Origin of the sequence: Cupriavidus sp. OV096 (genome assembly GCF_900115455.1) — a bacterium.
GTDB lineage: Bacteria > Pseudomonadota > Gammaproteobacteria > Burkholderiales > Burkholderiaceae > Cupriavidus.
Genome location: NZ_FOWM01000004.1, coordinates 137722 through 151790, shown reverse-complemented (window position 1 = coordinate 151790; position 14069 = coordinate 137722). Strand labels below are relative to the sequence as shown.

At 64.0% G+C, this 14069-nt stretch carries 12 protein-coding genes; 5 read left to right on the top strand and 7 right to left on the bottom strand.

All coding sequences use genetic code 11. The annotated features are described in order from the left end of the window. Window positions 1-43 precede the first annotated feature (43 nt). On the bottom strand, window positions 44-1456 hold the full coding sequence (locus BM115_RS10895; protein WP_092293567.1) for an alginate export family protein: 1413 nt from the start codon (window positions 1454-1456) through the stop codon (window positions 44-46). A 59-nt stretch (window positions 1457-1515) separates the two neighbouring features. Next, complete coding sequence (locus BM115_RS10890) at window positions 1516-2193, bottom strand: hydrolase (protein ID WP_092293565.1); 678 nt, start codon at window positions 2191-2193, stop codon at window positions 1516-1518. Between the two features lie 170 nt (window positions 2194-2363). Between BM115_RS10890 and BM115_RS10885 the strand changes: the two genes are divergently transcribed. Both BM115_RS10885 and BM115_RS10880 read left to right on the top strand, forming a co-directional pair. Then, entirely contained in the window at window positions 2364-3272 is a 909-nt protein-coding gene (locus BM115_RS10885; protein ID WP_092293563.1) for a LysR family transcriptional regulator, read from the top strand. A 177-nt stretch (window positions 3273-3449) separates the two neighbouring features. Beyond that, window positions 3450-6119, top strand: a complete 2670-nt coding sequence (locus BM115_RS10880) for an excinuclease ABC subunit UvrA (protein ID WP_092293561.1) — start codon at window positions 3450-3452, stop codon at window positions 6117-6119. A 20-nt stretch (window positions 6120-6139) separates the two neighbouring features. Here the strand turns inward: BM115_RS10880 and BM115_RS10875 are convergent, their stop codons facing one another. Further along, complete coding sequence (locus BM115_RS10875) at window positions 6140-6973, bottom strand: oxidoreductase (RefSeq protein ID WP_092293559.1); 834 nt, start codon at window positions 6971-6973, stop codon at window positions 6140-6142. A gap of 94 nt (window positions 6974-7067) precedes the next feature. Here BM115_RS10875 and BM115_RS10870 point away from each other — a divergent pair, with 94 nt between their 5' ends. Further along, a complete protein-coding gene (locus tag BM115_RS10870; protein ID WP_092293557.1) occupies window positions 7068-8039 on the top strand; it encodes an AraC family transcriptional regulator in 972 nt (323 codons plus the stop codon). Window positions 8040-8117: 78 nt separating this feature from the next. Further along, window positions 8118-9086: a 5'-nucleotidase gene (locus BM115_RS10865; protein WP_092293555.1), complete on the top strand. Its 969-nt coding sequence runs from the start codon at window positions 8118-8120 to the stop codon at window positions 9084-9086. A gap of 6 nt (window positions 9087-9092) precedes the next feature. Here the strand turns inward: BM115_RS10865 and BM115_RS10860 are convergent, their stop codons facing one another. Both BM115_RS10860 and BM115_RS10855 read right to left on the bottom strand, forming a co-directional pair. Beyond that, window positions 9093-10091 carry a Bug family tripartite tricarboxylate transporter substrate binding protein gene (locus tag BM115_RS10860; RefSeq protein ID WP_092293553.1) on the bottom strand — a complete coding sequence of 333 codons (999 nt, stop codon included), beginning with the start codon at window positions 10089-10091 and terminating at the stop codon, window positions 9093-9095. 36 nt (window positions 10092-10127) lie between these two features. Then, entirely contained in the window at window positions 10128-11342 is a 1215-nt protein-coding gene (locus BM115_RS10855; RefSeq protein ID WP_092293551.1) for a CaiB/BaiF CoA transferase family protein, read from the bottom strand. Between the two features lie 93 nt (window positions 11343-11435). Here BM115_RS10855 and BM115_RS10850 point away from each other — a divergent pair, with 93 nt between their 5' ends. Further along, the gene (locus BM115_RS10850) at window positions 11436-12335 is read left to right on the top strand and encodes a LysR family transcriptional regulator (protein ID WP_092293549.1); all 900 of its coding nucleotides are present in this window, start codon (window positions 11436-11438) and stop codon (window positions 12333-12335) included. Here BM115_RS10850 and BM115_RS10845 read toward each other — a convergent pair. Both BM115_RS10845 and BM115_RS10840 read right to left on the bottom strand, forming a co-directional pair. Then, the gene (locus BM115_RS10845) at window positions 12332-12979 is read right to left on the bottom strand and encodes a response regulator (protein WP_092293547.1); all 648 of its coding nucleotides are present in this window, start codon (window positions 12977-12979) and stop codon (window positions 12332-12334) included. The two genes, BM115_RS10850 and BM115_RS10845, sit on opposite strands and share 4 nt — an antisense overlap. A 78-nt stretch (window positions 12980-13057) precedes the next feature. After that, window positions 13058-13999, bottom strand: coding sequence for a hypothetical protein (locus tag BM115_RS10840; RefSeq protein ID WP_143093876.1), 942 nt, complete (start codon window positions 13997-13999; stop codon window positions 13058-13060). Window positions 14000-14069 lie beyond the last annotated feature (70 nt).

The following is a 14069-nucleotide window of genomic DNA, read 5'->3' as shown; positions in this document are numbered from 1 at the left end:
AAGGCAAAGTCGCATTGACCCCGCAGCGGGGCCATCAGACGGTTCAGAACGTGTACGCCGCCGACAGGTAGACGAAGTTTGTATTGTGGCCGCCCACGGCGCTGAGGACTTTTGCCACGTCGACATGCACCAGGCCGGCATTCATGACAATGTGCCGGTCCACCTGCCAGTACACGTCAAAGGCAAGTTGGCTGCCCGTGTAGCGCCCGGCGCGACCCGCCGTGCCGGGAATGGGCGTGGCCACGCTCGTGTAGACGGCATCGTTGGTCGTCTGTCGCCAGATAAAGTCCCAGGACAGGGTCAGCTTGAGTCGCGGAATCGGCTTTAGCGTCAGGGACGGCTGTAGGTCCATGACATTCGATGCACCCAGTAGTCCTGCCTGATTGAAGTACGCGAGTTTTGGAAACAGGCCGCCATACGTGCCCAGCTTTCCGTCGCGCGGATTGGTATCACCACTGCCGATGGTGGCCTTGATGCCCGCACGCGCCTTCCAGTCGGCGACGGAAAATCCATAGCCGGTGTCGGTGGAGAAGCCCCAGGCAAGCAAGTCCTGCGCGCCAAAACTGCCAAACTGTCCCAGGGCTTCCCAATCCCAGTCCCACTGACCGTGCGTGCCAAAGACCCGCCCACCAACGGAATGCCGTCGCTCCACGCCGGTTCCGATGCTGTACAGCGCGTGGTTGTTCTCGAAGCCAAGGTAGTAGACGTCGATGCCCGATGACGGCACAAAGGTTTTGGGGAAGGTCGAGTAGACGCCCCAAAAGGCCTGCGACTGATTGGGCCGATCGTCGAAATCGCCCGCCTTCAGCAGCACCGGCCGCGTGGCAAACGCATCGATCTTCACACCGCTGTTTGTAGCACCACCCACGCGGACACCATCGAAGGCGCGCCGGACGTTTGGCGCATCCCGCACCGACACCAGCCGTTGCGCGCCGAATGCCATCTCCTGACGCCCGACCCGCAGCAAGGCGGTGTCCATCGTGCTGCCTGCCTTCGGCACATGCACATCGACAAACGCCTGTTGCACGTCCACCCGGTCTTCGTAAGGCGGTATGGCGACTTCCTTGCCCGGCGCCAGATGATTGCCGAGTTGCACGAATGCGCGCAGATAGTCGCCAGCATGCACGTTGGCATGGAGGAGGAGGCGATGCAACAGGTAGCCGTCCGCCGACGGGCCCGGCACGCCGAAGTTCGGCGCCGAGTAGGATTCGAAGCGCTCTCGAATCTCTCCGCCCAGGCTCAGATAGATGTCCGGTGAACCGAGCGGCCGATACTTGATCGGGTCCCAGGGGTCGCTACGGCGCGCCGGATCTCGCAGATAGCTGTAATCCTCGTCGTAGCGAAGAAAATTGTATGGGGGCGGTGACGGCTGGGCGCATCCATTGGACGACATGCCCGCGAGAACGCAGGCCAGTACCACCGGCGGCGCGGACGCTCTTATCGACATGCGTGACATTGACCACCCCTGCGATCAAGGAACCGGCAGGGCCGCCAGGCCCATGCCGGTTCCGACGCTTAGCGCGCGGAGTCCAGCGCCTCGCCCTTCTTCTGCACGTCTTGCGCCTTCGCGTAGCTTTCAATCAGCAACTGGTAGGCCGGGAAGATCTTCGTGTAGATCTCCGCCCATTGCTGCGCGTCATCGCGATGCCACGTGCGTTGCAGTTCGGAGGCCACGCCGGCGGTATCCATCGGTACCACACCGGCCTGCACCACGCGGGCCAGCGTGATTTCCTGCGCCATCTTCGAGTAGGTGCCGGAAGCATCCACTACGGCGAAAACCCGGTACCCGTCAGCCACGGCGCTGATGGACGGGAACGCCATGCACACACTCGTGATGGTGCCGGCGATGATCAGGGTTTTCTTGCCTGTCGCTTCCACGGCGGCGACGAATTCGGGGTTGTCCCATGCATTGATTTCGCCTTTGCGCGCGACGTACTTCGCGTGCGGTGCGTTCTCGTGAATCTCCGGAATCAGCGGGCCATTGGGCCCTTGTGGCACGGAAGCCGTAGTAATGACCGGCAGTTTGCACAGCGTCGCCATCTTTGCCAGGGCGGCGGCGCGCTGGCGCAGTTCCGGCATGGGCATATCGCCTACGGTCTGGAAGAGACCGCTCTGATGATCGATCAGCAGCATCGCCGAGTCGTCCGGGTCGATGACAGGTCGCTTGCCGTTGAAGTTGGCGGGTTGGGACATGATGGGTCTCCTGGGTAAGGGGCGGTGGCATCGCACCGTGGGGAAGGTCTGGCCGCTCGCGACCATTCGTCGGATGGAGAAAGCATAGGATTGGGACGCGGGACGCACTAGAGTGCTAGATTGGACGTCATAGTCCTATCTGGTGAACGATGAAGGGAGAAGGAAGTGGCGTGCAGGACCTAAATGACCTCTACTTCTATGTGCAGGCGGTTGAGCACGGCGGATTCGCGCCGGCTGGCCGCGCACTGGGAATGCCCAAGTCCCGGCTTAGCCGGCGCATCGCCGTCCTGGAGGAACGACTCGGCGTTCGGCTGATCCAGCGCTCGACGCGCCGCTTCACCATGACCGAGATTGGCCGCACCTACTACGAGCATTGCAAGGCGATGCTGATGGAGGCCGAGGCTGCACAGGAAGCCGTGGAGCTGACGCGCGCCGAGCCGCGCGGTACCGTCAGGGTGACCTGTCCGGTGGCATTGCTGCACGCGCACGTCGGCGACATGCTGGCCAGGTTCATGGCCGCGCACCCGCAGGTGATCGTGCATCTGGAAGCGACCAATCGGCGCGTGGATCCGGTCGGCGATGCTGTGGATGTTTCCATCCGCGTCAGGCCGGCGCCATTGCAAGACAGCGACCTTGTCATCCGCGTGCTGGCGGAACGCAGGCAATGTCTGGTGGCCAGTAGCGCCCTGGTAGAAGGGCAGCGCGAGCTGCCACGCGCGCCGGCTGATCTCGCCGACCTGCCAAGCCTTGCACTGGGCGCAACGCAGGCGGAATACGCCTGGACGCTGTTTGGTCCGGATGGGGCGCAGGCGGTGGTGCGACATCGCCCGCGCCTGGTGACAGGCGATATGATTGCACTGCGAGCCGCAGCACTGGCAGGTGTCGGTATCGGCCAGCTGCCGGTGATGATGGTACGTGAGCAGTTGAACGCGGGGCAGCTGGTACGGCTCCTGCCGGACTGGGCACCTCGCGCCGAACTGCTTCACGTCGTATTCCCGTCCCGGCGCGGCGTTTTGCCAGCCGTACGCGCATTGATCGAGTTTTTGGTCGAGAGATTTGCCGAAATGGACGAGGAGTAGGGGCAGGCCGCAGTAGATGTCGAGCAGGCGTCTTTGCGGCGGTCTCTTCACTCCACCGATTTGGCATGTTTCCTGCCTTGTTGAGACCATCGCCAAGCGCCCTCTCGGATCCGCAGGAAAGATGAAGATTCAGTCGGAAATTTCTGCAAGGGCGCCGCTTTCAGACAGACAAATCGCATGAAGGATGAATACCGCCGGCACCCACTGACACCCGACGACACGTTTCCGGCCGCGTCCGGTCACGCGGCGGACAACTTCGTCCGCGTGCGCGGGGCCCGTGAGCACAACCTCAAGAACGTCGATGTCGATATCCCACGCAACGCGCTGGTCGTATTTACCGGGGTCTCGGGGTCCGGCAAGTCCTCCCTGGCATTCGGTACGCTTTACGCGGAAGCGCAGCGGCGCTACTTCGAGTCGGTGGCCCCCTATGCCAGACGGCTGATCGAGCAGGTTGGCGTGCCGGAGGTGGATGCGATCGAAGGGCTGCCGCCCGCCGTCGCGCTCCAGCAGCAGCGCGGTACGCCGAATGCACGTTCCACGGTTGGAAGCGTCGCCACGCTGGGGAGTCTTGTCCGCATGCTCTATTCGCGCGCGGGCACTTATCCGTCCCGGCAGCCGATGCTGTACGCCGAGGACTTCTCGCCCAACACGGTGGAGGGCGCCTGCCCCACGTGCCATGGTCTGGGGCGCATCTATGATGTGACCGAGCAGTCGATGGTGCCCGACGATACCTTGTCGATACGCGAGCGCGCCATCGCGGCGTGGCCGCCCGCATGGCACGGGCAGAACCTGCGCGACATCCTGGTGACGCTCGGTTACGACGTGGACAAGCCGTGGCGCGAGCTGCCGAAGAAGGACCGTGACTGGATCCTGTTCACCGAAGAACAGCCCACGGTGCCGGTGTACGCAGGATTCACGCCCAAGGAGGTGCGCGCCGCGCTCAAGCGCAAGATGGAGCCGAGCTATCAGGGCACGTTCACGGGCGCCCGTCGCTATGTTCTGCAGACCTTCGCCACGACGCAGAGCGCGCTGATGAAGAAGCGCGTTTCGCAATACATGATTGGACGCGAATGCCCGGCCTGTCACGGCAAGCGGCTCAAGAAGGAAGCGCTATCGGTGACGTTTGCGGGCATGGACATCGGCACGTTCGCGAACCTTCCGCTTGCCCGCGTGGCGGAGATCATGCGGCCGATTGCGCACGGCGAGTGGGCGAGCCCCGAGGCAATCTCCGGCGCGGTGCTGAGCACGAAGGCGATGCGCGCCGCCACGGCGCGGCGCGTGGCGGCAGGGGGATCCGCACACAAGGCGGCGCCCGACGTGCGACGCACGCCCAACCTCTCCGACGAAAAGCGGCTGGCCGCGCAGCGCATCGCGGAAGAGCTGATGGAGCGGGTTTCCACGCTCATCGATCTCGGGCTCGGGTATCTGTCGCTGGACCGCAGCACGCCGACGCTGTCATCGGGCGAATTGCAACGGCTGCGGCTGGCCACGCAGCTATCTTCCCAACTGTTCGGCGTGGTCTATGTGCTCGACGAGCCCTCGGCCGGGCTGCATCCCGCCGATGGCGAAGCGCTGCTGGTGGCGTTGCGACGATTGAAGGCCGCCGGCAACTCGCTGTTCGTGGTCGAACATGACACACAGACCATGCGTCACGCGGACTGGATCGTAGACGTGGGGCCGGCCGCTGGCGAGGGCGGCGGCCACGTGCTCTACAGCGGGCCGCTCGACGGGCTTGCCGCGGTGCAGGCATCGCGTACCGCAGCGTATCTGTTTGGCGAGCAACAGGTGCCGCTGCGAGAACCCCGCGAACCCGCTGGGTGGCTCAAGCTCGTGCATGTCGCCCGCAACAATCTCCACAAGATCGATGCGGCGATACCACTGGGGTGCTTCGTGGCGGTGACGGGTGTCTCGGGATCGGGGAAGTCGAGCCTGATCAGTCAGGCCCTGCCGGAGCTGGTGAACCGGCATCTTGGCCGCGCCAACGATAGCGATGCCGACGAGGAGCGCGATCCACTGTTCGCGGTGACGGATACGCCGACAAGTGGGCGCGTGGCGGGCGACCTGGAGGCGGTGCGCCGTCTGGTGCGCGTCGACCAGAAACCCATTGGCCGCACCCCGCGATCGAACCTCGCTACCTATACCGGGCTGTTCGATCATGTCCGCAAGCTGTTTGCCGACACCCCCGCCGCGCGCAAGCGGCGCTATACGCCGGGACGCTTTTCCTTCAACGTCGCCCAAGGCCGTTGCCCCACATGTGAAGGCGAGGGCTTCGTCAGCGTGGAGCTGCTGTTCCTGCCGAGTGTGTATGCGCCGTGTACCGCCTGCCACGGCACGCGCTATCAGGCGCAGACGCTGGAAATCACCTGGCAAGGCCGGAATATTGCCGAGATCCTCGACCTGACCGTCGATGCGGCATGCGAAGTCTTTGCGGATGAGCCTTCGGTGATGCGATCGCTGAAGGCGTTGCAGGACATCGGATTGGGATACCTTCGATTGGGGCAGCCGGCCACCGAGCTGTCGGGTGGCGAGGCACAGCGGATCAAACTGGCCACCGAACTGCAGCGCGCCCAGCGCGGCGACACGCTCTACGTGCTGGACGAACCCACCAACGGACTGCATCCGGCCGATGTGGACCGCCTGCTCCTGCAACTACAGGAGCTGGTGGATGCGGGCAATACCGTGGTCGTTGTCGAGCACGACATGCGTGTCGTGGCCCAGGCGGATTGGGTGATCGACATGGGTCCGGGCGCCGGAGAGCAGGGCGGCCGCGTCGTGGCTAGCGGCCGCCCCACCGATATCACCAGCGTGGCGACGAGCCGCACTGGCGAATATCTGGCAAGGAATTGAGTTGACCCGTTCAAGGCCGCTCAACCGTCGGTCGACACTGTGACGTGTTCCCAGGCGCAGAGTTCGCTTGCTGCAGCAGACAGCTTGCTTCGCACGAGTTGGAGTGCGTCGCTACCAAGCAGAAGATGCGCGGGCGGCTGATCTGCATCGATCACGGCGAGCATCGCACGCGCTGCCTTTGCGGGATCTCCCAACTGCTTTCCGCTCTTCTCGATACGTGCCTCGCGAACCGGTTCGAAGATAGCGTCGTAGTCGGGGATTGAGCGTGGCGTGCGGGTCATCGATCGACCCGCCCAGTCGGTGCGAAATGAGCCCGGCGCGACAGCGGTAACCGCAATACCGAAGGGCTGCAGTTCCTTGGCAAGCGCGTCCGAGATGCCTTCCAGAGCAAACTTGCTCCCACAGTAGTAAGCAATACCGGGCATCGTGATGTAGCCGCCCATAGACGTAATGTTAAGAACATGACCGCGCCGGCGTTCACGCATGAAAGGCAGCACGGCCTTCATCATGGCGACTGCGCCGAACACGTTCACGTCGAACTGTCGGCGCATTTCGGACAAAGGCGACTCTTCCAGAATGCCCTCATGCCCGTAGCCCGCGTTGTTGACGAGGACATCGATGGGGCCGACGTTCGATTCGATCTCCGCAACGACGCCGTCGATGGCGTCGAATTCGGTCACGTCGAGTATGCGGGCGAAAGCCCTGTCGATGGATAGCGCTTCGAAGTCTTGCTTCGCTTGCGCGCTTCTCACCGTGCCGACCACGCGGTGGCCGGCCGCTAGCGCCTCTTGAGCGAGCGCACGACCAAAGCCGCTGCTGACGCCGGTAATGAGCAAGCGTTTGCTGGATGCCATTTGAGCTTCTCCGTTCGGTAGACTGGAGAGCGCATGTTATTCTGCAGAAATCAGTGATATAAGCGCCAATCTCCTGTTTTTCTTGCCTAAAACTATGTATTCGAAGAGTGATACGGGTAATCATCCGTCTTCGTCAGACGGCGGGCAACGACGATTGGTCGATCTGCTCGGCGCATTGGCGCACAACGAGGGATACAACCTCACTGCGCTCCCCGGGGTCCGAATACTGCGCTCCGATCGCGCCTTGTCGCGTACTCCGGTTCTTTACGATCCGGGAATTGTCATCGTTTGCCAGGGCCGCAAGCGTGGTTACTTCGGTGACAAGCGCTATGTCTACGACGCGCAGCACTACCTCGCCGTCTCAGTTCCCGTTCCATTCGATATGGAGACGGACGCGACGCCGGCGCATCCCCTTCTCGCGATGTATTTGCACCTGGATTTTGCGGTCGCCGCCGAGTTGATGCTGCAAATCGACCGGCAGTCGGTGGCCGAGCGCGCGCAGCCACCGCAGGCCATGATGTCAAGTCCAATGGATGCGGACATGCGCGCATCGGTATTGCGCTTCCTGGAGGCGATGAACCGACCGCTCGAGGCAGCCGTGTTGGGTCCCGGTCTGCTGCGAGAACTGTATTTCCGGGTACTCACCGGGGAGCAGGGAAGCGCCATGCGAGAGGCGCTTGCGATGAAAGGTCAGTATGGAAAGATTGGCCGGGCGCTGCGCCGCATTCACGCCGATTACGCGGAACCGCTCGACCTGTCGCAACTCGCACTGGAAGCCGGCATGAGTATTCCTACCTTCCACAGCCATTTCAAGGAGATCACGCAGACGTCACCCATGCAGTATCTAAAGTCGACGCGCCTGCATCAGGCTCGCCTGCTAATGGTGCGTCAAGATCTGACCGCAGAAGCGGCTGGCCGTGCCGTGGGCTACACAAGTCCATCACAATTCAGCAGAGAATTTAGAAGACTTTTTGGCTTGACCCCGGCGGCGGAGGCGAAGCGAATGCGAGATGGGTTTGCGGTCCCCCCGGTGTTCCATGACGCTGAGTACGTCTCCTCGCACTGATGGCGCTTGCTGTCCGGATAGACTTAGCATCTTTCGATTTCACGGCGGGGCCTGACCCCTTGCGAGCAACAATCACCTATGCCTTACGATCTGACCAACCGGCTGGTACTGGGGCTCGCGTCGAGTGCGCTGTTCGATCTCGACGAGTCCGACAAGATTTTCCGCGGCGACGGCGAGGAAGCCTACCGCGACTACCAACGCAAGCACCAGCACGTGCCGTTGCGCCCGGGCGTGGCATTTCCCTTCATTCGACGACTGCTATCGCTCAACGAACTGCGTCCGGGTGATCCGCTGGTGGAGGTGATCCTGCTCTCCAGGAATGATCCCGACACCGGCATGCGGGTGATGGAGTCGATCAAGGCTCATGGGCTGGATATCAGTCGTGCCCTGTTTCTGCAGGGCGGCGCGCCGCAGCGCTATATCGAAGCCCTGAACATCAGCCTGTTCCTTTCCGCAAATCAGACCGATGTCCGCCAGGCGATCCTGGCTGGGCATGCGGCCGGCCAGGTTCTGGCTGGCACCTTGCCCGCCGATACGGAGTCTGACGAGCTACGGCTGGCCTTCGACTTTGACGGGGTGATTGCCGACGATGCGGCCGAGGCCGTTTTCCACAACGGCCAGCTCGACGCATTCCTTCAGCACGAGCAGAAACACATCGACATCCCCCACAATCCGGGACCCCTGGCGCCGTTCCTGAAGAAACTGGCGGTGATCCAGGCGCTCGAGAGCGAGCGCGTGCAGCGGGACCCGCAGTACAAGCAGAAGTTGAGCGTGGCGATCGTCACCGCGCGCAACGCGCCGGCGCATGAACGCGTGGTCAACACCATGCGCCACTGGGGCATCTCGGTCAACGAGGCGTTCTTTCTGGGCGGGGTGGAGAAGCGGCTCGTCCTGGAAGTGCTCCAGCCGCACATTTTTTTCGACGACCAGCGCCTGCATCTGGAACCGGCCGCCGGGACCCTGCCATGCGTCCATATCCCGTTCGGGATCCGAAACGCCGAGCAGCTTTCCCCGGAGGCCGTGGATGGCGGGGCGATGCCAGCTTAATTCGCCTTACATGGCAGTGATGTTTTTCGCCTTGACGATGGCGCTCCAGCGGTCGTAGTCCTTGTTCAGGCGTGCCTGCATCTGCTTGCCGTCCTGGAACGAGGCGATGGCGCCGGCACTTACCAGCTTCTGCTGCAGTTCCTTGTCGCTGGTGACGATGTCGCGGGTCTCGCGGGCAATGCGGTCCACAATGGCCTGCGGCGTCTCCAGCGGCGCGATCAGGCCGCCCCAGGAGTCGAAGTCGAAGCCCGGGAAGCCCTGTTCGGACACCGTCTTCACGCCGGTCAGCAGTACCTTGGCATTGGGCGAACTCAGGGCGATCGCCTTGAGCTTGCCGGCGCGGATGTGGGGCAGGGCGGCCACTACGTCGGCGAACATGATGCCCACCTGTCCGCCCAGCAGGTCCGCAACGGCCGGCGCACTGCCGCGGTACGGCACGTGCTGCATGTCGAAGCCGCCCAGGTCCTTGAGCTGCTCCATGGCCAGGTGCCCGAAGCTGCCGGTGCCCGAGCTGGTGTAGTTCAGCGGCGTCTTGCTGGCCTTGGCGAAGCGGATCAGGTCCGGCAGGGTCTCCACGCCGGGCACCACGGCGGGATTGATGACGATGGCCATCGGCAGCACATAGACCGTGGCCACGGACAGGAAGTCCTTCTTCACGTCATAGGCGTTGTTCTTGTACATCAGCGGTGCCAGCAGGGCCGGCATGCCGAACATCGACAGGCTGTAGCCATCGGCCGGGCTCTTGATAAAGCTGGCCGTGCCGATGGAACCCGACGCACCCGGCTTGTTCTCGATGATGACCTGCTGCCCGAGCCGCTCCGACAGCTTCTGGGCCACGATCCGGGCGGCGGTGTCCGTGGGGCCGCCCGCCGGGAACGCGACGGTCATCTTGATGAACTTCTCCGGCCAGCCGGTCTTGGCGAGCACGGCGGGCATCATCGATGCCAGGGAGGCCGCGGCGCCGGCCTTGAGGATCTGGCGGCGGCTGAGTCGCAGCTTGGTCATGGGTTTTGTCTCCAGTTTTGAATCGAAATATCGGGATCAGATCACGCCTCGGGATCGCAGGCCCGCGATAGCGTTGTCGTCGAGTTGTAGCACTTCCTTGAAGATTTCCGTGGTGTGCTCGCCCATATGGGGCGGCGGGCGCCGCACGGGCAGGCGTTGGCCATCCATCGCATAGGGCGGGGCCAGCACGGCCTGCGCGCCGGCCTCGGTGTCGTGGAAATGGTGCAGCAGCCCCGCGTCGGCGGTGCGTTGGGACTGTAGCGCGTCGAGCATGCCCAGCACCTCGCCGCACGGAATCTGCGCGGCGGTCAGCCGTTGCAGCAATTCGGCCCGGGTGAAGCGCCGCAGGGTCTCGCGCAGTGCGGCCAGTAGGGTGTCGCGATGGGCCGAGCGCGTCGTGTTCGTCGCAAATCGCGGATCTTCCGCCCATTCGGGACGACCGATGACTTCGCGGCAGAATCGCTGGAACTGGCCGTTGTTACCCACGGTGATCACGAGCGGGCCGTCGGCGGCCTCGAAGACGCCGTAAGGAACGATGGACGGATGGGCGTTGCCGAACTTCGGCGGATCGCCGGCCTTGAGCAGCGCTTCCATGCCGTAGTACGACGTGATCATCAGCCCGCAGTCATAGAGGGCCATCTGCACATGGCGTCCGCGTCCGGTGGCGTGGCGCGCGAACAGCGCCGCCAGGATCGCCTGCCCGGCGTACATGCCGGTGAACATGTCCACGGCCGCGACGCCAAACTTCAGCGGACCTTGCCCGGCCTCGCCGTTGGTGGCCATTACGCCGGCTTCGCCCTGCACCACGAGGTCGTAGCCGGGACGCTCGGCCTCCGGCGTGAAGCGCGCGTAGCCGGAGATCGAGCAATAGACGAGGCCCGGATTGTCCGCGCTGAGCTGTTCGTAGCCAAGGCCCAGCTTTTCGGCGCCACCGACCTTGAAGTTCTGGATCACCACGTCGCTGCGCGCGGCCAGCTGGCGCGCCAGCTGCACGCCCTCTTCGCTCTGCAAGTCCAGGGTGACCGAGCGCTTGTTGCGGTTGGCGCTATTGAAATAGGAGGTATTGCGCGTGCCGATCCGCACGCCCCAGTCTCGGGTGTCGTCGCCGCGCGCGGGGTGCTCGACCTTGATGACATCGGCGCCGAGGTCTGCCAGCGCCATCGCACACATCGGCCCGGCCAGTACGCGCGAGAGGTCAAGGATGCGCACGCCTGCCAACGGCAACGGCGCGGCCTGATTCTGTAATTCCATTGTCTGTGTCTCCTGTCAGCGCATTGTCTATATGTTCCGTATGCTTGACAATTGCTACCAATCCGCAACGCATATGACTACGGAAAGTTGACAATGGACCTGAACGGGCTGTCCCTGCTCGTGGACATCATCGAGGCCGGCAATCTCAGCCGCGCCGCGGCGCAACTCGGCATGAGCCGCGCCAACGTCAGCAAGCGCCTCAACCACTTCGAGCGGCAGATTGGCGCGGAATTGCTGCGACGCAGCACGCGGCAGCTGGAACCGACGGAACTCGGCTGGCAGTTGTATGAGCATGCCCGGGCCATCCGCCACGAAGTGATGGCGGCGCAGGAGTCGGTCCAGAGTCTGGGGAAGCGGTTGAGCGGCACGGTCCGGCTCAGCGTGCCGAGCGGCTTCGGCCAGCACACCATGTCCGCGTGGTTCATCGCGTTCATGAACCTGTATCCGGCCATCACGCTGAACGTGGTGTTCGACAACGACATCGACGACCTGATCAAGGGCGCGGTGGACTTCTCCGTCCGCGTGATGGGCGACGCGCCCACCAACGCCGTGGCCTGCAGCCTGGGCGACGTCGAATATGTGGCCTGCGCGACGCCGGATCTGGTGCGCACCTACGGCATGCCGCAGACCCTCGAGCAATTCAAGGACCTGCCGCTGATCACCTCGGAGCTGACGGGCCAGAAGCTGCACGCGGCGGGGAGGCCGGGCCCGGCAAGCCGGCAGCTCGACATTCGGCCCAGGCTGATGTCGGCGAACTTCTTCTTCCTGCGCGATGCCATCCTCCAGGGGCTGGGGGTGGGACTGGTGCCGCACTACATGGTGGATCAGGACCTCGCCACGGGGGCGCTGCTGCGCCTGCCGCTGCCGCCGGAGGATTTATCTTTCCTCCGGACCACCATGTACCTGCTCTACATGCCGGCGCGCTACCAGACGCGCGCCGTGGCCACGCTGATCGCGTTCCTGCAGGAACGCGCGGCAGGGCGCGGCGCCTAGATCACACCGTGTTCGTAGGCGTAGCGGATCAGGTCGGTGTTCTTCTTGACCCCGAGCTTGTCCATGGCCGTGGATTTCTGCGATGAGACGGTGCTGATCGACCGCCCGACCCGGGTGGCGATCTCCTGTAACTGCAAGCCCTGGACGTAGAGGCGCACCACTTCCGTCTCGCGCAGGGTCAGGTCGTGGACTGCCTTCTTCATGGCGCCGGAGGCGTTCAGCAGCGTGCGGATGGTCGAGGAATAGAAGCACTCGTCCGTGGTGGTCACGTGCACGCAGGCCTGGACCACCTCGTCGAGTTCATCCTGCTTGCTGACGAACGCGCGCACGCCGAGGTGCATGGCACGGGCCACGATGCCCGGGTTCATCTGGCCGCTGATCACCACGATGCGGGCGTCGGGATGGCGCGCGATGAGCTGCCGCAGCAGGTTGAAGCCGTCGACACTGCGGTCTGCCTGCCCCATGGCGAAGTCTGTCACGATGATGTCGAGTTCGGCATCGGCCAGCGCATGGATCAACGCGCCGCCGTTTGCGCATGCGCAGATCACCTCGAACCCAGGCGTGGCGGCGAGGCAGTCATGCAATGCCTTGAGGATGAGAGGGTGGTCGTCTGCGACGGCGATGCGATTGGCCATCAAGGTCATAACGTTGTCTCCGAACAGGTCATGCTGGCGTGGTCAAGGCCCCGCCGGCGCGTGGCGGCCGGCGGGTGAGGGGGAGAGCTATCGGGGACGATTGGCGCGCAGGCTGGCCTGCTGCGCCGCGAGGGCCGTGCGCAATGCCTGGTACTCGGGCAGGAGGCGGACCATCTGCATGACGAACTGTTCGCAGCGCTGCGAGGGCACCGGGGAGGCCGCCGTGCACAGCACCGCGGCCGGATGCGCCAGCGCCGGATGGACGGCCAGCCAGCGCGGCGTGGCCGCATAGCCGCGCAGGCGCAGCAGCATCAGCAGTTCCACCGGCACGGCCTGTTCGATGGGCTGGTCGAAGTCCGCGAGTGCCGTGGGCGAATGGCCGTGGCTTTGCGCGAGATGGCGGTCGGCCAGTTGTAGCGCCAGTTCCACGAACGCGGTTTCGTTGTCGCGCCAGTGCAAGGCCATATCGGCAAGCGGCGATTCCGTGGGGCGGAACGCGGCCCCGGGCACCTCGACATCGAGCGCCTGCCCGGCCACCCGGATGATCATGCCGGTGACGCCGCTCAGCGTGGGCTGGTAGAGATTGTCGAGTTCGGAGTGCTCGCCAAACCATTCCCGCAGCGCGAACGCCGCCAGATCGCGCCAGTCGAGCGCAAGCAGCATCGCCACCTGGAGCGCCAGATCGGACAGATCGGTCTTGTTATAGTGGGTGCCGTACCAGTGCTTGCGGTGCACGACCATGGCGTGCGAGCCGGCCAGGCTTTCGAGCACGCCGGACCGCAGGCTGGCCGTATTCGGCGCGGGCGCACCGCGCGCGGTGGCATTGATGGCCTGCCATTGGCGAACCCGGCCCAGTCGGTACATCGCCCGCGCCACGCGCGATAGCGATACGGTGGCCGGTGCTTCGAAGAACTCGGCCATGGTCTTGCAGTACCGATTCCTGAGCAGGGCAGCCTCCATCTCGGCGGGATGGGTGCCGAGGTGGCTCGGATGGTCTGTCTCAACCTCCAGCGGAATATTTGTTTGCATATGCGATCTGTGTGAACACCGTTGGCCTACGTTAGCCGCTTAGCCGTGATGTCACCATCGCTGTTTCCTG